Raw genomic sequence first — 17,232 nt, 5'->3', positions numbered from 1 at the left:
TTCATCATAAGGAGCGGTGCGATATCGGAGCATCATATGTCGAATGAACTGACCATGCACGCCACGACCATCATCACCGTGCGCAAGGGCGGCAAGGTGGTCATCGCCGGCGACGGACAGGTGAGCCTCGGCCAGACCATCATGAAGGGCAATGCCCGCAAGGTGCGCCGCATCGGCAAGGGCGGCAACGTCATCGCCGGTTTCGCCGGCGCCACCGCCGACGCCTTCACCCTCATGGAACGGCTGGAAGCCAAGCTCGAGCAATATCCCGACCAGTTGACCCGCGCCTGCGTGGAACTGGCCAAGGACTGGCGCACCGACCGCTATCTGCGCAGGCTGGAAGCCATGATGCTGGTGGCCGACAAGAGCGTGTCGCTGGCCCTGACCGGCACCGGCGACGTTCTGGAGCCGGAACATGGCGTCATGGCCATCGGCTCCGGCGGCAACTATGCGCTTTCAGCCGCCCGCGCCCTGATGGACACCGACAAGGATGCCGAGGAAATCGCCCGCAAGGCGATGGCGATCGCAGCCGACATCTGCGTCTATACCAACCACAACTTCGTGGTCGAAACGCTCGATGAAGCCTGAAGAAAGCCGGATCGCCTTCTTTCCGGTCGCGCCACACCACTATCCTCTGCTGCGGAAATGGCTGCACGAGCCTCACATGCGGGAATGGTGGGGCGACCCCGAGGAGGAGTTGGGCTTCATCCTCGACATGGTGGAGGGGCGCGATACCACCCGGCCTTTCCTGATCCTGCTCGACGGGGAGCCGGTAGGCTACATCCAGTACTGGTTCATCGGCCACCATCAGAACGAGGAGTGGACCAGGGACAATCCCTGGCTGCTGGAATTGCCGCCCGAGACCATCGGCATTGACCTTTCGCTCGGTGATGCCTCGCTCCTGTCGCAAGGCATCGGCTCGGCGGCACTGAGGCTCTTCGCCCGGCATCTCCACGACGAGGGACACAGGACGATCGTCATCGATCCCGACCCGGCCAACCTCCGCGCCGTGCGCGCCTATGAAAAGGCCGGCTTCCGGCCGGTCCCGCATCTGGCGGGGCATACCGGCGAAGGCGTGCTGGTCATGCAGTTCGCCCCCGCATCGGGCTGACGACCGCGGCGCGGCCCGCCACCAAAGACTTTCCCCTTCAAATCGCCACACTATGTGTTGTGTTCTCGATGATCGCATGGCGATGATTCGCCACGAAAGGGGGCACCGCTTGGCTCAGCTGACCGCACCGCACGAACGCCCGATCCGGGGACTGGACTGGAAGGCCGGCCTGCTGGCGGCGGCGCTGCTGGTCGCCGCGCAGGCCGTGATCCTGCGCCTCATGGGGCACATCTGGATCTGCAAATGCGGCTATGTGAAGCTGTGGCACGGCGTGGTGGTGAGTTCGGAGAGCTCCCAGCATATCGCCGACTGGTACACCTTCTCGCACATCATTCACGGCTTCCTGTTCTACCTGCTGTTCTGGGCACTGTTCCGCAGCTCGACCGTATGGACACGGCTTTCTTTCGCCATCCTGCTCGAAGCCGCATGGGAAATCCTCGAAAACAGCCCGATCATCATCAACCGCTATCGCGAGGCGACGATCTCGCTGGATTACTTCGGCGACAGCATCATCAATTCCGTTTCCGACACGCTGTTCATGGTGTTCGGCTTCTTCCTCGCAGCCCGCCTGCCCGTCTGGCTCACCGTCGTGCTGGCCATCGCCTTCGAGCTGGTCGTCGGCTATCTCATTCGCGACAACCTGACACTCAACGTGCTGATGCTGGTCTATCCGCTTGAGTCGGTGAAGGCCTGGCAGGGAGGCCTGTGATGGCAACTGCAACATCGGAAAGGACCGTCATCTCCGGCGATACGCTGGAGCGAGCCGTCGCGCAGGGCGTGCTGACGCTCCGGCAGGTCGAGATGCTGCGCTATCTGGAGAACACCGCTGCGGGCATGCCGGCCGAAGCGCCCGTCGATGACGAGAAATTCCGCTTCATCAACGGCTTCGGCGACATCTTCGTCACCATCGGCATTGCCCTCTTTCTCGGGGCGCTGTCCTATTTCGCCCTCGAATGGATCGGCGGCGCCGGAGCCGGCTTCACCGTGGCAATGGCAAGCTGGCTGCTCGCCGAATATTTCACTCGCAAGCGCCGCATGGCGCTGCCCAGCATCGTGCTGCTGCTCGTTTACGCCGCCTCCGTATTCTCAGCCACCCTGATTGTCATCGCCGGCGCCGAAGCCTTCAACGTCTCCACGGTTTCGGAGGACAGCTGGCCGGTGGTGATCGCCGGGATCGCCACCATCGCCGCCACGGCGCTGCATTACCGGCGATTCCGCATCCCCATCACCTTCGCCGCCGGCGTGGCCGCCCTCGTTGCCAGCGTTCTGGCGCTGGTGATCGCCGTTGCGCCCGATTTCGCCGAACGCTTCCTGCGCCCCGTCCTGCTCGTCTGCGGCATTGCCGTCTTCGCGCTTGCCATGCGCTTCGACCTCAGTGATCCGCAGCGCCGGACGCGGCGCACCGACATCGCCTTCTGGCTCCACATGCTGGCGGCACCCCTGGTCGTTCATCCGCTGATCAGCGGGCTGGTCGCCTCCGGCAATCTGAATGCCGCCACATCGCTCGGCGTGCTGGCCATCTTCCTCGGGCTTGCTGCGGTGGCTGTGCTGGTGGACCGGCGCGCCATTCTGGTGTCCGGCCTCTCCTATGCCGGCATCGCCTTCGGCTCGCTGGTCAGGCAGATCGGCCTGGGGGAAAGCGTGGTGCCGCTGACCCTGCTGGTGCTGGGCGCGCTGGTGCTGCTGCTCAGCGCCGGCTGGCATGCGTTGCGGCGTCGCCTGTTCGCGCTGTTGCCGGCCGCTCTTGTACAGCGGCTTCCATCTCATACATAAGCGACACCTGCCGTGTCATGAGTTATCGAATATGAGCAATTTTTCCCCCCGCGAGATCGTTTCCGAGCTCGACCGCTTCATCATCGGCCAGAAGGACGCCAAGCGCGCCGTGGCCATCGCCTTGCGCAACCGCTGGCGCCGGCAGCAGCTCGACGGCCAGATGCGCGAAGAGGTGATGCCGAAGAACATCCTGATGATCGGCCCCACCGGCGTCGGCAAGACCGAGATTTCACGCCGGCTGGCAAAGCTCGCCCAGGCGCCCTTCGTCAAGGTCGAGGCCACCAAGTTCACCGAGGTCGGCTATGTCGGGCGCGATGTCGAGCAGATCGTGCGCGATCTGGTCGAGGCGGCAATCGTGCTGACGCGTGAGAAGATGCGCGAGGACGTGAAGGCGCGCGCCCATCTCAACGCCGAGGAGCGCGTTCTGGAAGCCCTCGTCGGCAAGACCGCATCGCCCGCGACCCGCGACTCTTTCCGCAAGAAACTGCGCGAGGGCGAACTGGACGACAAGGAGATCGAGGTCGAGGTGGCCGACACCGGCACCGGGGGGATGCCCGGCTTCGAGATTCCCGGCATGCCCGGCGCCAATATCGGCGTGCTCAATATCAACGACATGCTCTCGAAGGCCATGGGCGGCCAGCGCACGAAGACGCGCAAGACCACGGTCAAGGAATCCTACGACATTCTGATCGCCGACGAATCCGACAAGCTGCTCGACCAGGACGAGGTGGTGCGCCGGGCTCTGGAATCCGCAGCCAATGACGGCATCGTCTTCCTCGACGAGATCGACAAGATCGCGGCCCGCTCCGACATTTCGGGCGGCCCCTCGCGCGAAGGCGTGCAGCGCGACCTGCTGCCGCTGGTCGAGGGCACCACCGTGGCGACGAAATACGGGCCGGTGAAGACCGACCATATCCTGTTCATCGCCTCGGGCGCCTTCCACGTCTCCAAGCCGTCCGACCTGCTGCCGGAGCTTCAGGGCCGCCTGCCGATCCGCGTCGAGCTGCGGGCACTGGAGAAGGAAGACTTCGTTCGCATCCTGACGGAAACCGAAGCCAGCCTCATCAAGCAATATGTGGCGCTGATGGGAACGGAAGGCGTGTCGCTGGAATTCACCGACGACGCCATCGACGCGCTGGCCGGCATCGCCGTGGACCTCAATTCAACGGTCGAGAATATCGGCGCGCGCCGCCTGCAAACCGTGATGGAACGGGTGCTGGACGAGATTTCCTTCGAAGCTCCCGACCGCGACGGCACGACAGTCACCATAGATGCCGCCTATGTCCAGAAGCATGTCGGCGACCTGTCGAAGAACACCGACCTGTCGCGCTTCATCCTGTAAGCGTGGGGAACCGCACAAAAAAAATGCCGCGGGTCCGAACCGGACTGCGGCATTTTTTAAAGCGCGGGAAGTCCGCCGCTCAGGCGCCTTCCACCAGAACGATCTCGCCATCGGCCACCTGCTGGCGGATGGCGGCGGCGATCTGATATTCCGGCGAGTGATAGCATTCCTGCGCGGTCGCGAGCGAATCGAATTCGATGATGACGTTGCGGGCGCGACCGGGGCCCTCGGCCGCTTCGTGATTGCCGCCACGCGCAAGGAACTTCGCCCCGAAACGCTCGAAAGCCACCCTGGCGGCGGCAACATAATCCTTGTAACGCTCGGGATCGCGAATATCGACGCGGGCGATCCAGTATCCCTTGGGCATGATGGCGAATTTCCTCCGGTAATTTCAGCGTCGCGCTCAGGCAGCGCGCATGTCGTCCAGAATAGCCTGTGCCGCGGCCCGCCTGTCAACCGCTCCGATGATCGGACGCCCCACGACCAGATGGCTGGAGCCGTTGCGCATGGCTTCGCGCGGCGTGACGACACGCTTCTGGTCGCCATGGTCCGCGCCCGCCGGCCGGATGCCCGGCGTCACCACCGCCATGTCGGGGCCGACGATCCGGCGCACGGCCTCGGTTTCCTGCGCGGAGCAGACAATGCCGCCCATGCCGGCATGCAGCGCCTGCTCGGCCCGCCGCAGCACCAGCGTGTGCGGATCGAACTCGTAGCCGGCCTCAATCACGTCCTGCTCGTCCATCGAGGTCAGCACAGTGACGCCGAGCAGGCACAGATCGCTGCCGCGCGCTGCCTCCACCGCCGCCCGCATGGCCTTGGGGTAGGCGTGCAGCGTCAGCATGGAGACACCCATGCGCACGATGTTCTCCACGCCTTTGGCAACGGTGTTGTCTATGTCGAGCAACTTCATGTCGAGGAACACCTTGTTCCCCGAAGCGGCGAGTTCGCGGGCGAAGTCCAGCCCACCCGCGAAGGCGAGCTGATACCCGATCTTGTAGAAGGACACGACGCCCTCCAGATCGCGCACCACCTTCGCGGCCTCCGCCACGCCCGGCACGTCCAGTCCCACGATCAGGTGGTCCTTCATCTCGCGGGTTTCGGTCATCCTTGCATCCTTGCTGAAAGTGCAGTCTGTTCGATGAGCGCGCTTGTCACGCGCTCCATCGTCTGCCGCAGGCGATCGTCGCGGAAGTCGCCCTTGTCGTCGAAAGCCTCGCCGCCGCGCGGCACCGAGCACTCGGGTGTCACGACATCCATCTGGCAGCGCAGCAGAATGGCGCGCAGATGATTGATGGCGCGGATGCCGGCGAACTGCCCCTCGGAGGACGAGCACAACCCGACTGCCTTCCCGGCCAGGGGTTTCAGCACCTTGTCCCCGTCGCGGCGCACGCGGCTCAGCCAGTCTATCGTGTTCTTGAGCAGTGGCGGCACGGAACCGTTATATTCCGGCGTGGCGATCAGCACGCCGTCATGGCTGGCGATCAGCCGCGCCAGCTTCATGGCGTTTTGCGGAATGCCTTCTTCCTTCTCGAGGTCCTGATCGTAGATCGGCAGCGGATAGTCGAGCAGCGAAATGCGGGTCACCTCGGCGCCCTGAAGGGCAAGTGCCTTCTGCGCCGCGTCGGCCGTCCTGCCGCTGAAGGCGCCGCTGCGGACCGACCCGGCGAACACGAGAATGCGCGGAATGGCTGTCATGGCGTTCCCCGATGGTTTGGCAAGCTATAGAACATCGGACCCGAAAGTGGAATCCGGCTTGTGGATGAATCCGGTTCCCGAACAAGGAGATAAGGCGGCTGCACGCCCCTCCTCACCTGCCGCGCGCCGGAACTCCCCGGAAGGCGCCGAGGAAGGCGATGGCGGCAAGCACGAGGCTGGCGATGGCATTCCAGCCGGCCATGGACAGGCCGAGGATGCGCAGCGCGGCCTTGTCGCAGGACGGCGGCACGAACTGGTCGAGTGCGTCGAGTATGCCGTTGCCGCCCGTGTCGACCGGGCCGGCTATGTTGGTGCAGTCGGTCGGGCCGGGCCACCAGCCCCACTCGACGCCCGAATGATAGACGCCGAGATAGAGCCCATATGCCATCAGCAGACCGCCCGCGGCCAGCAGGGTGCGCACGATCCAGGCCGGCATCCTGAGCCAGGCCGCCAGCGCGGCCAGCACCATCAGCGGCACGCCGATATAGTATGGAATGCGTTGCTCGTAGCAAAGCTTGCAGGGAATGTATCCGCCTATGTACTGGAAGCCCAGCGCCGTCCCCACGGTCGCTGCCATGGCGGCGGCAAGGAAGAGAGCGGTGTAGAGCGGCCGGCGTTGTGCGGCGGCGATTTCGGCTTCGGTCATGCGGCTGATTCCTGACGGTCAGTGCGCATATCTGACCAGAAGGTAGAGCAGAATTAGGGCGGCAGCGCCTGCCGCTGCGATTGTGCCGAGGCGCTTTTCTATGAACTCGCGGATCGGTTCGCCATAGCGGCGCAAAAGCCAGGCGAGGAAGAAGAAGCGGGCCCCGCGGGCGACGATGGCGAGTACGACAAACAGCAGCAGATTGACGCCGATGACGCCCGACAGGATCGTCACCACCTTGATCGGCGGCAGATGGGCGAGGCCCGACGTGACCAGCATCAGGATGATGAAGCCGATGCCGGACGACAGGCGCAGCGCCTCGAACTGCTCGTATTTGCCGTAAAACTCCAGAACCGGCTTCGCCAGCGCCTCATAGGCGTAGTGGCCGAGGAACCAGCCTGCTATGCCGCCGAGAACCGACGCGACCGTGGCAACCAGAGCATATCGATAGGCCCGGTCCGGCCGCGACAGCGCCATGGGCAGATAGAGCACGTCCGCAGGCACGAGGAAAACGGAGCTTTCCACGAAAGCGATGAAGGCCAGCCACCATTCGGCCGATTTCCTTGCCGCGAGCGACAGGGTCCAGTCGTAGAGTCCGCGAAGCATGAAGGCCCTCAAAATGTGCGCCGCATGCATAAGAAGAAAATTGCGATGGCACAATGGCCGAGGATCACGATCGCTTGATGCGCACCGCCGGTTCCCGCATTCTTCCGGCAATTGACCAGTTGACGAGCAATGCGCGAACCTATAGTCCGCGCGCTGGAATGAGCTTTCTGCTCATGCCGTCAGGCACCGTGCGGGCGTGGCGGAACTGGTAGACGCAGCGGACTCAAAATCCGCCGTCCTTACGGATATGTCGGTTCGAGTCCGACCGCCCGCACCATTTTGCGTATCCCGTGACGACCCCTTCCTTCATCGCTCCGGTGTGACGGTCTCGCAGGCCGGGAAATGTCAGGGAAGCGTATGACCGCTTGCGCCGGAAAACCGCTCCGCCCCGTCTACGAGCCCCGTCGAATGAGGCGGCGGGCCTTGTTGCGCAGGCCGCGCATCACATTGCGTGCCTCGCGATAGAGGTGCATCTGCGAGGCAGCCTGGCGGGCGGAACGGTCGGCGGCAGGGGTAAGGCCGATGATGAAGGTTCCCATGCGCCGCCGTTCGGCCCACAACCGGCTCATCACCGGATGAGCGGGCGCCGCGCAGGAATCGGTGAAGTCGATATTGGGATCCTCCAGATGCTGACGGGTAACGTCGAGCATCAGCAGCGTGCCCGGTGAAAAGGCGGCGAGGTTCTCGTCATAGGCCGTCTTCCACGTATAGGCGACACCCTGCTCCACGAACACAACGAGGCTGGCGACGACACGCCCGTCGAGCCTGAGCGAATGAATGCGGCACATGTCGCGTTCGGAAAGCCTGTGGACGGCCTCGCGCGCAAAGGCGGCCTGATAGCGGTCGACCGTCATCGCCGTGCCCTTGCGGCCTTTCCAGCCTGCGGCCTCGAGGGCGAGGAAGCTCTCCATGGCGGGGCGCACCTCATCGGGCGTGCGCGCGACCTCGTGCGCAACCGCACCAAGCTCCTCAAGCCGCCGGCGCAGGCGCCGGAACTCGCGGAAATGATGCGGCCGCAGCGAAGCCTTGAGATAGGCTTCGCCGTCCAGATCGCTGTCCAGCACCGGCCGCTCGGCCTCGTCGGTCGTGATAAGAGTGAGTTGCAGCGCCTCGGCAGTCGATTGCAGGGCGCGCGCCATTGGCCCCTCCAGCCGCATGTCCGGCAATACCAGAACTCTGGGCATGCGCAGGTGCGGCCGCGCCAGTATTCCGAAAAAATCCTCCAGCACGCCCAGCGGATCGTCGTGGTCGACCAGCGGCGTGCCGACCGGCCCGAACGGATTCGACCAGGCGCGCAGAACCGGCACCCCGAGCGGCACGTTGGGGCGCTCGATGGAAAACGGCATCAGCAGGCGCAGGCGCGAGCGATATTCATCGCCGTCGCGGATGACCGCAAGGCGCACTTCGCGATCTTCCAGACGCGGCATGGCGGGCGCAAGGAAGCGCGGATTGAAGAAGACATTCGGCTCGATGGTTCGCGCCCCGAGATAATCGAGCTCGTCGACGAGCTCAAAACCCGCCATTGCCGGATAGATGGCAAGCGTGCGTTGCGGACGACGGCTCGTAAGCAGTTCGAGCTGCGAAGGGTCCACGCCCGCCCGCACCAGTCCCGCCAGCCCGGAAACCAGCGTGCCGGCAGGCCCGCCGCTGGTTTCCTCAATCAGCGGAACGGCGGCCATTATCGGGAACGCCCTGCAACATTGGGGCGGCCGACGACCGGACCGAAGCGCCGGCGCATGACGGACGCCTGCCACCGGCCGAAGCATCTTGCCGACAGGCTGAACCGGCCGGCATTGCGCAGCTGCGGCAGAAAAACAGACCGGGCCAGCAAGGCTGTGCCTGCCGGTGCCCGCGCCTCTGCGGGTCGCCGGGACCGCTCGTCAATGATGGCCGCGGAAAAGCGCACCCGATCTTGCTCCCATTTTGTCACGCCTGACTTTGTAGGGCCCAACACTTAAGAAACAGTGCGGTCGGCGCGATGGGAGGGCTGCCAATCGATGGCCGCCCATCAATGGCCGCTATGGGGCCAGCACATCCGTCCATTCCTTGTGGCGGCGGAATTCGGCCGCAACGTAGCCGCAAACCGGCGTAATCCGCGTGCCGCTGCTGCGCGCATGCTCGACGGCATGGGCGACCAGCCGCGCGCCCACGCCTTTTCCGCGCGCCGAGGGCGGAACGAAACTGTAGTCGACCGATATGTGGGCGGGACCGCTGCGCACATAGGTCAGATAAGCTTCCTCGCCGTCCGGCATGGCCAGCACATAGCGGCCCTCGCCGCCATTCTCGACATTCCGGATTTCCGTTTCCATGGCCAACCCTGCTCTTACTGCTTCAATACATCCGCCCATTCGGGGTGCCGGCGGAACTGTGCCGCCGCGAAAGGACAAAGCGGAATGATTTTCCTGCCCGAGGTGCGTGCGTCTTCCACAGCGCGGCTGACCAGCCGCAACCCGGCCCCCTGCCCCCGAAATGCATCCGGCACGCCGGTATGATCGATGATAAGCTGCTTGTCTCCAACCCTGGTGAAGGTCAGTTCCGCTTCGGCGCCATCCGGCCCGCGCAGCACATAGCGCCCTTTCGAGCCGCTTTCCTCCAGTTCGATTTCCGGAAGCTGTTCGCTCATTCCGATGCTCCTCGCATTACATTGCGCAGTTCCGGCGGATTCCACTACGGAAATACGCTTCGGACCGCGAGGTCAAGCCAGCCCCGATATGGGGAGTGCAAGCCATCCCGTAAAGGCGATGAAAAAGGCCCGCGCCTGAAAAGACGGGGCCCTTTCCCTGCTTAGGAACCGAAGCCTTATCGCACCATCAGCCTTTGCTGTTCGCGATTGGCGGCATAGGTTTCCTTGTCATATGCGGGATGCGCCTCAAGCTGCTCCCTGGTGAACTCGGTGTAGAGATATTTCCTGCCGTCCTTGTCGGCCATCACCCTGAATGTGTCCATACCGACGGCCACCGGCTTCGAGCCTATACCGAGGAAGCCACCGACATCGATGATCACGGCATCGACCTGCCCGTCGGGGGTGAGCACGGCATCGCCGATGTCTCCCACCCTGGCGTCGTCGGCGCCATAGACGGTCGTCCCTTCAAGATCCTTGGCCGTCATGTCCGTCATCTGCACCTCGGTCAGCGCCGACTTGTCGATTGCGGCAGTCTCGGTCGCATCGGTCGGGGCTTCCGTGTCGGTTGCCGTATCGGCAGTCGGCGTTACCGCAGGCGCGGCTCCGGAAGTGTCGGCGGAAGCGGCTGGCGCCACGTCATAGGCCCGGCGGTCGAAGTCGGGCAACGCTTCCAGTGACTCCCTGGTGGCGTCCACCACCAGCCAGCGGTCGCCATCGCGCTCCGCCCATTCGGCATTGCCGAAGTCGAAGGCGACGTTCTTCTGGCCGATACCGAGGAAGCCGCCGACGCCGATTACCAGCGATTCCGCCTTGCCGGCACCCGAAAGCACCACGTCGTTGACCTTGCCGATATCCTGGGCCTCATCCCCGGTGCCGTTGTAGACGCTCTCACCGATGATCAGCGAGGCGAGGCTGCCATCGGCAGGCTCGATCGCCGGCGCAGGTTCGGCGGGCGCTGTCTGCAATTCCGCAGCCGGCGCCTCGGCAGTCGTGTCCGAAGCGGTGCCGTCGGTCGGCGCCACGCCGGGAGCCTCCGCAACCGGCATTGCCGGTTTGTAAGGCGTGGAATCGAACGCCGGCTGGGCTTCCAGCTGCTCCCTGGTCGTGGCGGCGATCAGCCAGCGGTCGCCGTCGCGTTCTGCCCATTGCATTTTGCCGAATTCGAAGGCCACGTCCTTGGCGCCGATCCCAAGGAACCCACCTACGCCGATAATGGCGGACTGGACGTTGCCGTCCTTGTCCAGAACGAGATCGCTGACCTTGCCGATGTTCTGCGCTTCGTCGCCGGTTCCGTTGTAGACGGATTCGCCGATGATGTTGGAAACGAGATGGCCGTCAGCCCGGACCACCGGCGCTGCCGGCTGTTCCATCGCAGGCGCGCCGGATGGCGCCGGGGCCGTGGTTTCCTGCGCCATTGCGCCGGCAACCATCAGCGACGCGAGCGCAGTCGTTGCAAGAAGCTTGCGGATCATGATGTTTCTCCTCGTATGTTCCGGTCTCATGGACCTTGCGCATAACCGCGGACGTCGTGGGGCCGCAGCGTGTTTGCTGTTGGACAACGCCCCTTCCCCGCTCCGGTTCCGAATTTTGAGGCTGTTTTTACCCGTCAAATTTGAATGGCATGCGGGAACCTATCGCCGCCCCCATCGTTCTGGGCGGCGTTTCTTAATGCCGGCAAGGCCGTGTTTTCCCGTACAGGCAGAGGCTTCGACATGCGGTTTTTCGCAGTGCTCAACAAGGACGGCGGCACGCTTCGCACCACGGATCTCGACGCGTTGTGCTCACGCATGGAACAAGCCCTCGAAGCGGCCGGCCACCGCCTGGATATCGACATCGTCTCCGGCGACGCCATGCCCGATGCGGTCGATGAAGCCATCGCCAGACGCGGCATGGATGTCATCCTCGCAGGCGGAGGCGACGGAACCGTATCGGCGGCTGCGGCACGCCTGATGGGCAGGAAGAAGGCTCTGGCGGTATTGCCGGCCGGGACCATGAACCTGTTTGCGAGAGGCCTTGGCATTCCCCAGTCGCTTGATGACGCGATAGATGCCTTCGCCACCGGGAAGTTAAAGGCAGTGGATATGGCCAGCGCCAATGGCAAGCCCTTTATCCATCAGTTCTCGGTAGGCATGCATGCGCGCATGATTCACCTGCGCGACAAGATGGAATTCGCTTCAAGGCTCGGCAAGATCGGCGCTTCGTTCAGGGCCGCATGGACCACTCTTGTGGACCCGCCGAAAATCGACGTCACACTTGTGATCGGCGATACCGGGCTCGAAGCCCGCGCCAGCGCGATCGGCATCACCAACAACCTGTTCGGGGAAGGCCACCTTCCCTATGCCGACGACCCTGCCGGCGGCGTTCTGGGCATCTACGTCAGCGCCGCGCAGACGCGCGGCGAGGTGCTGAAATTCGCCTTCAATGTCGCGCGGGGCAAATGGCGTGAAAACGAGCACGTCGAAGTCCATCAGGCCGAACGCGTGATCCTCAGGATAGGCAAGGCGCACAGGAAGCCTTACGCGGCGATGGATGGAGAACTGGTCGGACTGGAAAGGGAGACGGAACTGAAAATCCATCCCAAAGCGTTGAATGTGCTGGTGCCTGCCAACACCTGAGCATCGCAGTACCTGAGCGTCCCCGGCACCTGAGCGTCACTGCGCTGAAGGAACGGCCTCGGTCTGCGAAGGCGCTTCGGCGGGCGCATCCGCCTTCGGCACCAGCAGGGCGGCGACGCCCCATGCAGCCAGTGCAAGCACGATGGCAGTGGCGAGGACGACCAGCACCCGGCGGCCGCTGCGGCCCTGCTTTGCTTCCTGCTCGCGGAATGTCCGTGCCATCATCGTCTCCTCTGCTCCGAAAGCCGGTTTCGCTTTACCGCCCGCCACTTCAGATCCGTCGAAGGTCGGACCTCAACGGTGCGTGCGGGGGAATGTTCCACGGCTTGGCGTCACTTCGTCGCCGTCACTCCTCGCCGTCACTCCTCGTCGGAGCGCGGCCTGCTGTCGCGAGGTACATTTTCCCGGTAGATGGCATAGGCCAGCAGCGCGATGGCGGGGCCTGCGAGCAACCCTGCTCCGGCACGCGTGCGCAGCAATGCGGGGATCACGGGCAACGTGGCAAGGGCGGCCGAAGCGCCGAGCGCTGCCATGTCGGCCCTGCGCTGTTTTTTGCGGCGGCGGGCTCTTGAGCCCGCACCGAAACGGAAGGCCAGAACGATCCCTCCCGCGATCACCAGAAAGCCTGCGCCAAAACCCAGCGCCGCCTCCAGCGCCCCGTACCGTGCCGAAGCCCAGATATACAGGGCGCCGACGAGAAAACCGATGCCGCACAGGGCGGCGAGTGCGGCAAGACCATAGGAAATGGCCGCCAACTTTGCCTGCCTCAGCGCGGTTGCGGCCTCGCCCGAGGCGAGACCGGCTATCAAGGATGCAAGAGCCCCCATGAGTCTTGCCGTCAGCGGCGCGATATGAGGCCGATCAGGAAACCGAGGCCGGCCGCGATGGCAAGCGACGTCACCGGCTTCTCGCGAACGTTCACAAGAACCTGCTCTTCGAGATCGCGGGCGTTGCTCTTCAGGCTGTCCACGGCTGCCTCACCGTGAACGCGCAATTGCTCGACACCCTGGGCGGCAGCCTTGCGCGCGGTGTTGTAACCATGCTCGCCCGTTTCGGAAAGCTGCCTGGTCAGCCTCTCGATATCGGCCTTGAGCTGTTCGATGTCAGCCTCGAGATCGGTGCTGGACTTGTTGTCGGTCGCGGATTTCCCGGCTGCGGCCATGATCTACTCCTTGTGTTTCGTGTAGCCGGGATCACAACGCCGCTCGCGCAACAAGGTTCCGGCCCGATTGGCCGGGATGGAAGGCTTTTTTGCCGCATCAGGCAAGAGCGTTTCTGCGCTTCACACAATCTGCGCTCACACAAGCGGCCGCTTTCCCTCGTCGAGCCCTTCCCAGCCCGACAGCCTCAGCAGCCCGTCCAGATCGACCACCTCGCAGCCGCCGTCACGCCATTCGATCATGCCCCGCTGGACCAGCTTTCGCAGGGTCTTGTTGGTGTGGACGAGCGACAGGCCGAGCGTGTCTGCAATGTGCTGCTGGGTGACGGGTATCGCCACCCGGCTGCGCGCCGCGAGGCCCGAGGCACGGGCACGCTCGTGAATGAAGGCAAGAAGGTAGGCGGCACGCTCGATCGCACTGCGGCGCCCGATGCTCAGCAGGTTTTCATCCAGCATGCGCTCCTCGCGCGAGGCGAGCCAGGTGATGTCGTAGGCCAGGCCCGGGTGCCGGCTGTAGAGCTCCATGAGCTTGCCGCGCTCGAACACGCACAGGACCAGCCCGGAAAGCGCCTCGACCGAATGCTGCATCTCTCCCATGATGGTGCCTTGCAGGCCGATCAGATCGCCGGGCATGATGTAGTTGAGGATTTGCCGGCGGCCGTCCGACAGAAGCTTGAACCGGAACCCCCAGCCCGACAGCACGGTGTACAGATGCGGGCTCGAGTTGCCCTCGACCAGCACCGTGGCGCCGCGATCGACAGCCAGTTCGCCACGCTTGAAATGGCTGACGAACTCCAGCTCCTCAGGCTCGAACGCCCTGAACACCGGCAACGGGCGCAAAGGGCACGCCTCACACGAGTGACGGCGCTCCGTGGCATTTTCCGCAACTGCGGTCGAGATTTTCTTGTCCATGAAGCGGAAACCGCCGCAGGACCGCAAGGTTCCGGTGTCCGGACCGCACAGGGGTGCCGCCAGTGCATGTCGCCCGAAAGTGGGAACCGGTTTCGGGGCAACTACATGCGTAAAAACAACGATTTAAAGCGCAAGGAGCGAAACTGGAAGATCGCGATGCGCTTTATGTCTTTTTTAAAAGACAGGCAGGGCCGAAATCGCCATGACTATGGCTTTAACGGAGCTTGCTATCGTGGATTTGCTGGACGGGCTGCGCATCCTGCTGGTCGAGGATGAATATCTGATCGCCATGGATGTCGAGACCATCTGCCTCGAACATGGCGCTTTAGACGTCGCCATCGTCAGCCGGCTGTCCGATCTGGACGACGACGGCCTTATGCGGCATATCGACATTGCCATACTGGATCTCATGCTGGACGGCGGCTCGACGCTCGATTTCGCTGCCCGGCTTCAGAGCCGCGGCATTCCCTTCATCTTCGCGTCGGGTCATTCGATGACGGACGAGATCAGGATACGCTTTCCCCGCATAAGGCTGGTTGAGAAGCCTTATTCAGGCGACGATCTGGTGAACGCGCTGTCTGACGCAGGCAGGACCGGATCGCCTCAATCGACAGGCGACGTCATCACCTGAGTGGAAATGGCGTCGGGGCCGAAATCCTCGTCACCTGAAATCTGCAGGATTTCCTGTAGCCGGGCGCGTGCCCTGCTGACCCGGCTTTTTATGGTTCCGATGGCGCAGCCGCAGATTTCGGCCGCTTCCTCGTAGGAGAAACCGGAGGCGCCGATCAGGATGATCGCCTCTCGCTGGTCTTCCGGCAGACGCTCCAGCGCGCCGCGGAAATCCTCAAGATCGAGCTGACCATGCTGGGCCGGATGGACGGCCAGCCGTGCCGTCATCAGGCCATCGCTGTCCTGCACCTCACGCCCGCGCTTGCGCATCTGGGAATAGAACTCGTTGCGCAGGATGGTGAACAGCCAGGCCTTGAGGTTGGTGCCCGGCTGGAAGCTTTCATGCTTGTCCCACGCCTTGACGAGCGTTTCCTGAACCAGGTCGTCCGCCTTGTCGACATTCTGCGACAGCGAGACGGCAAACGCCCTGAGACTGGGAATAGCTTTCAGAAGATCGTTCTTGAAGCCCGGAGATACGGCCATGCATCAGTCCTTGTCCTGCACTGCTTCGGCTTGCTCGAGTTGACTGAGCAGCTGGGCAAACCGATCGGGCACCTCGTCATGGACCAGATCGTCGTAATACTGCTTGAGTTTGCGGCCGATTTCGGAATTCGCTCCAAGAGGATCCGCGATCCGGCCCTGACGCCCCGGAGCGCCGGCCGATGTGTTTTTATCCAGTGTCTTCATTCTTCCTTTCGTCCCATACCCTGATCGCCCGTCACGTAAAGTTCGCGTACAAACGGAACGAGCGCAGCCCCCGCTGGTTGATCGATCCAGCCGCAAACGTCCCTTAGCCAATTTAGTTCCGCCTTGTTTGGAACTTTTTGCATCGCAGCGGGTTTTTCTGCCTTAGGCCTTGCAAACTCCTGCATCCGGCTTTTCATGCAACACGTCACATGAGGGAGACGTATATCGTGAGTCTGTCCGCCACTATTGCCCCGCACCTGCCTTTCCTGCGCCGTTTCTCGCGCGCCGTTTCGGGCTCGCAGGAAAGCGGCGACGCGCTGGTCGCAGCAATGCTCGAGGCGATCATCGCCGACACCGGCATCTTCCCGAAGGCTTCCAGCGACCGCATCGCGCTCTACAAGATTTTTACCCGCATGTTCACTTCCGTGGCGATCCGCATCCCGCAGGAGGAATCGCAGTTGCCGGACTGGGAAAGGCGGGCGGCCGCCAATCTCGACGCGCTGGCCCCGCGCCCGCGCCAGGCCTTCCTTCTCGTCGCCGTCGAAGGTTTCGATGAAAAGGAAGCCGCCGAAATCCTCGATATAGACGAGGCGCAGTTCTCCGCCCTTCTGGCCGAGGCCAGCAACGAGATTTCACGTCAGGTGGCGACCGACATCCTTATCATCGAGGACGAGCCGCTGATCGCCATGGACATCGAGGAAATGGTCGAAAGTCTCGGACACCGGGTCGTCGGCATCGCCCGCACCCATGCCGAGGCCGTGGGGCTCTTCGCCAGATCGCAGCCGCGCATGGTGCTGGCCGACATCCAGCTCGCCGACGGAAGCTCTGGCATCGATGCGGTCAACGAGATTCTGTCCGCCACATCGGTGCCCGTGATCTTCATTACCGCCTTCCCGGAACGTCTCCTCACCGGCGAACGTCCCGAACCGGCCTTCCTTGTCACCAAGCCCTTCAATCCGGACATGGTGAAGGCGCTGATCAGCCAGGCGCTGTTCTTCGACCGCCAGGCCAAAGCCGCGGCCTGATATTTTTCCGGCACCTGCGGAACCAACGCTCCAGGGCAACGTTTTACAGGCAGATGTGCCAGAGAAGATAAAGAGGAGATGGATCAATGCTTTACTGGACCCTGGTGTTCCTCGTCGTCGCGATCATCGCCGGCGCGCTCGGCTTCGGCGGCATAGCAGGCGCCTCGGCCGGCATAGCCAAGATTCTGTTTTTCATCTTCCTGGCCTTCCTTGTCATATCGCTGCTGGCCGGACTCTTCCGCCGGGCGTGATTGCCTCGGTTTCCCGAAAACTGGAAACCGCCCCCCTCAACCGGTTTCCAGCCGCCGCCGGGCAGTGCTTCGTGAAACGGCGCTGCCCGGCGGAACGCATTTTGACGGAACCGCTTTA

At 63.4% G+C, this 17,232-nt stretch carries 24 protein-coding genes and 1 tRNA gene; 10 read left to right on the top strand and 15 right to left on the bottom strand.

Annotation, left to right across the window (positions count from 1 at the left end; all coding sequences use genetic code 11):
• The first annotated feature begins 36 nt into the window (after window positions 1–36).
• The 5 genes from hslV (at window position 37) to hslU (ending at window position 4,226) form a co-directional block, all read left to right on the top strand.
• The gene (hslV, locus tag DES43_RS04225; RefSeq protein ID WP_035027159.1) at window positions 37–588 is read left to right on the top strand and encodes an ATP-dependent protease subunit HslV; all 552 of its coding nucleotides are present in this window, start codon (window positions 37–39) and stop codon (window positions 586–588) included.
• A complete protein-coding gene (locus DES43_RS04220; RefSeq protein WP_035027160.1) occupies window positions 578–1,111 on the top strand; it encodes a GNAT family N-acetyltransferase in 534 nt (177 codons plus the stop codon). The genes hslV and DES43_RS04220 overlap by 11 nt, the downstream gene beginning before the upstream one ends.
• Window positions 1,112–1,220: 109 nt before the next feature.
• The gene (locus DES43_RS04215; protein ID WP_245264716.1) at window positions 1,221–1,820 is read left to right on the top strand and encodes a DUF2585 domain-containing protein; all 600 of its coding nucleotides are present in this window, start codon (window positions 1,221–1,223) and stop codon (window positions 1,818–1,820) included.
• Window positions 1,820–2,884, top strand: a complete 1,065-nt coding sequence (locus DES43_RS04210; RefSeq protein WP_035027161.1) for a hypothetical protein — start codon at window positions 1,820–1,822, stop codon at window positions 2,882–2,884. Before DES43_RS04215 ends, DES43_RS04210 begins: the two co-directional genes overlap by 1 nt.
• Window positions 2,885–2,915: 31 nt before the next feature.
• Window positions 2,916–4,226, top strand: coding sequence for an ATP-dependent protease ATPase subunit HslU (gene hslU, locus DES43_RS04205; RefSeq protein ID WP_035027162.1), 1,311 nt, complete (start codon window positions 2,916–2,918; stop codon window positions 4,224–4,226).
• Window positions 4,227–4,305: 79 nt separating this feature from the next.
• Here hslU and DES43_RS04200 read toward each other — a convergent pair whose 3' ends face one another.
• From DES43_RS04200 to DES43_RS04180, 5 genes are all read right to left on the bottom strand, one after another.
• Window positions 4,306–4,593 carry a DUF1330 domain-containing protein gene (locus DES43_RS04200; protein WP_035027163.1) on the bottom strand — a complete coding sequence of 96 codons (288 nt, stop codon included), beginning with the start codon at window positions 4,591–4,593 and terminating at the stop codon, window positions 4,306–4,308.
• 36 nt (window positions 4,594–4,629) lie between these two features.
• On the bottom strand, window positions 4,630–5,331 hold the full coding sequence (pyrF, locus tag DES43_RS04195) for an orotidine-5'-phosphate decarboxylase (protein WP_035027164.1): 702 nt from the start codon (window positions 5,329–5,331) through the stop codon (window positions 4,630–4,632).
• Window positions 5,328–5,921, bottom strand: a complete 594-nt coding sequence (locus DES43_RS04190; RefSeq protein ID WP_035027165.1) for an NADPH-dependent FMN reductase — start codon at window positions 5,919–5,921, stop codon at window positions 5,328–5,330. The genes pyrF and DES43_RS04190 overlap by 4 nt, the downstream gene beginning before the upstream one ends.
• A 112-nt stretch (window positions 5,922–6,033) precedes the next feature.
• The gene (locus DES43_RS04185; protein WP_035027166.1) at window positions 6,034–6,567 is read right to left on the bottom strand and encodes a disulfide bond formation protein B; all 534 of its coding nucleotides are present in this window, start codon (window positions 6,565–6,567) and stop codon (window positions 6,034–6,036) included.
• A gap of 18 nt (window positions 6,568–6,585) precedes the next feature.
• Window positions 6,586–7,173: a YqaA family protein gene (locus tag DES43_RS04180; RefSeq protein WP_035027227.1), complete on the bottom strand. Its 588-nt coding sequence runs from the start codon at window positions 7,171–7,173 to the stop codon at window positions 6,586–6,588.
• Window positions 7,174–7,363: 190 nt separating this feature from the next.
• Here DES43_RS04180 and DES43_RS04175 point away from each other — a divergent pair.
• A tRNA-Leu gene (locus DES43_RS04175) sits at window positions 7,364–7,450 on the top strand.
• 115 nt (window positions 7,451–7,565) lie between these two features.
• Here DES43_RS04175 and DES43_RS04170 read toward each other — a convergent pair.
• The 4 genes from DES43_RS04170 to DES43_RS04155 form a co-directional block, all read right to left on the bottom strand.
• On the bottom strand, window positions 7,566–8,852 hold the full coding sequence (locus DES43_RS04170) for a GNAT family N-acetyltransferase (RefSeq protein WP_035027167.1): 1,287 nt from the start codon (window positions 8,850–8,852) through the stop codon (window positions 7,566–7,568).
• Window positions 8,853–9,191: 339 nt separating this feature from the next.
• Window positions 9,192–9,482 (bottom strand): GNAT family N-acetyltransferase, encoded by a 291-nt coding sequence (locus DES43_RS04165; RefSeq protein ID WP_035027168.1) that lies wholly within the window; start codon window positions 9,480–9,482, stop codon window positions 9,192–9,194.
• A 14-nt stretch (window positions 9,483–9,496) separates the two neighbouring features.
• Window positions 9,497–9,796 (bottom strand): GNAT family N-acetyltransferase, encoded by a 300-nt coding sequence (locus DES43_RS04160; protein ID WP_035027169.1) that lies wholly within the window; start codon window positions 9,794–9,796, stop codon window positions 9,497–9,499.
• Window positions 9,797–9,972: 176 nt separating this feature from the next.
• Window positions 9,973–11,268: a PRC-barrel domain-containing protein gene (locus DES43_RS04155; protein WP_035027170.1), complete on the bottom strand. Its 1,296-nt coding sequence runs from the start codon at window positions 11,266–11,268 to the stop codon at window positions 9,973–9,975.
• 240 nt (window positions 11,269–11,508) lie between these two features.
• Here DES43_RS04155 and DES43_RS04150 point away from each other — a divergent pair, with 240 nt between their 5' ends.
• Entirely contained in the window at window positions 11,509–12,411 is a 903-nt protein-coding gene (locus DES43_RS04150) for a diacylglycerol/lipid kinase family protein (RefSeq protein ID WP_035027171.1), read from the top strand.
• A gap of 36 nt (window positions 12,412–12,447) precedes the next feature.
• Here DES43_RS04150 and DES43_RS04145 read toward each other — a convergent pair whose 3' ends face one another.
• From DES43_RS04145 to DES43_RS04130, 4 genes are all read right to left on the bottom strand, one after another.
• Entirely contained in the window at window positions 12,448–12,633 is a 186-nt protein-coding gene (locus tag DES43_RS04145) for a hypothetical protein (protein WP_035027172.1), read from the bottom strand.
• Window positions 12,634–12,770: 137 nt separating this feature from the next.
• The gene (locus DES43_RS04140; protein ID WP_035027173.1) at window positions 12,771–13,238 is read right to left on the bottom strand and encodes a hypothetical protein; all 468 of its coding nucleotides are present in this window, start codon (window positions 13,236–13,238) and stop codon (window positions 12,771–12,773) included.
• Window positions 13,239–13,249: 11 nt separating this feature from the next.
• On the bottom strand, window positions 13,250–13,576 hold the full coding sequence (locus DES43_RS04135) for an ElaB/YgaM/YqjD family protein (RefSeq protein WP_133674825.1): 327 nt from the start codon (window positions 13,574–13,576) through the stop codon (window positions 13,250–13,252).
• Window positions 13,577–13,708: 132 nt separating this feature from the next.
• Window positions 13,709–14,482: a Crp/Fnr family transcriptional regulator gene (locus DES43_RS04130; protein WP_051520595.1), complete on the bottom strand. Its 774-nt coding sequence runs from the start codon at window positions 14,480–14,482 to the stop codon at window positions 13,709–13,711.
• 232 nt (window positions 14,483–14,714) lie between these two features.
• Between DES43_RS04130 and DES43_RS04125 the strand changes: the two genes are divergently transcribed.
• Window positions 14,715–15,113, top strand: coding sequence for a response regulator (locus DES43_RS04125; protein WP_342636613.1), 399 nt, complete (start codon window positions 14,715–14,717; stop codon window positions 15,111–15,113).
• Here DES43_RS04125 and DES43_RS04120 read toward each other — a convergent pair.
• The gene (locus DES43_RS04120; protein WP_035027175.1) at window positions 15,086–15,634 is read right to left on the bottom strand and encodes a sigma-70 family RNA polymerase sigma factor; all 549 of its coding nucleotides are present in this window, start codon (window positions 15,632–15,634) and stop codon (window positions 15,086–15,088) included. The genes DES43_RS04125 and DES43_RS04120 overlap by 28 nt on opposite strands.
• 3 nt (window positions 15,635–15,637) lie before the next feature.
• Entirely contained in the window at window positions 15,638–15,838 is a 201-nt protein-coding gene (locus DES43_RS04115) for a NepR family anti-sigma factor (protein ID WP_035027176.1), read from the bottom strand.
• A gap of 227 nt (window positions 15,839–16,065) precedes the next feature.
• On the opposite strand from DES43_RS04115, the gene DES43_RS04110 reads away from it, so the two are divergent.
• Window positions 16,066–16,863 (top strand): response regulator, encoded by a 798-nt coding sequence (locus tag DES43_RS04110; protein WP_035027230.1) that lies wholly within the window; start codon window positions 16,066–16,068, stop codon window positions 16,861–16,863.
• 86 nt (window positions 16,864–16,949) lie between these two features.
• Window positions 16,950–17,114, top strand: coding sequence for a DUF1328 domain-containing protein (locus DES43_RS04105; RefSeq protein WP_035027178.1), 165 nt, complete (start codon window positions 16,950–16,952; stop codon window positions 17,112–17,114).
• Window positions 17,115–17,232 lie beyond the last annotated feature (118 nt).

It is taken from the genome of Aquamicrobium defluvii (assembly GCF_004363725.1).
In the GTDB taxonomy this organism is placed as follows: Bacteria; Pseudomonadota; Alphaproteobacteria; order Rhizobiales; family Rhizobiaceae; genus Mesorhizobium; species Mesorhizobium defluvii.
The sequence above is the reverse complement of the archived record's forward strand: the minus strand, read 5'-3'. Positions and strand labels throughout refer to the sequence as shown.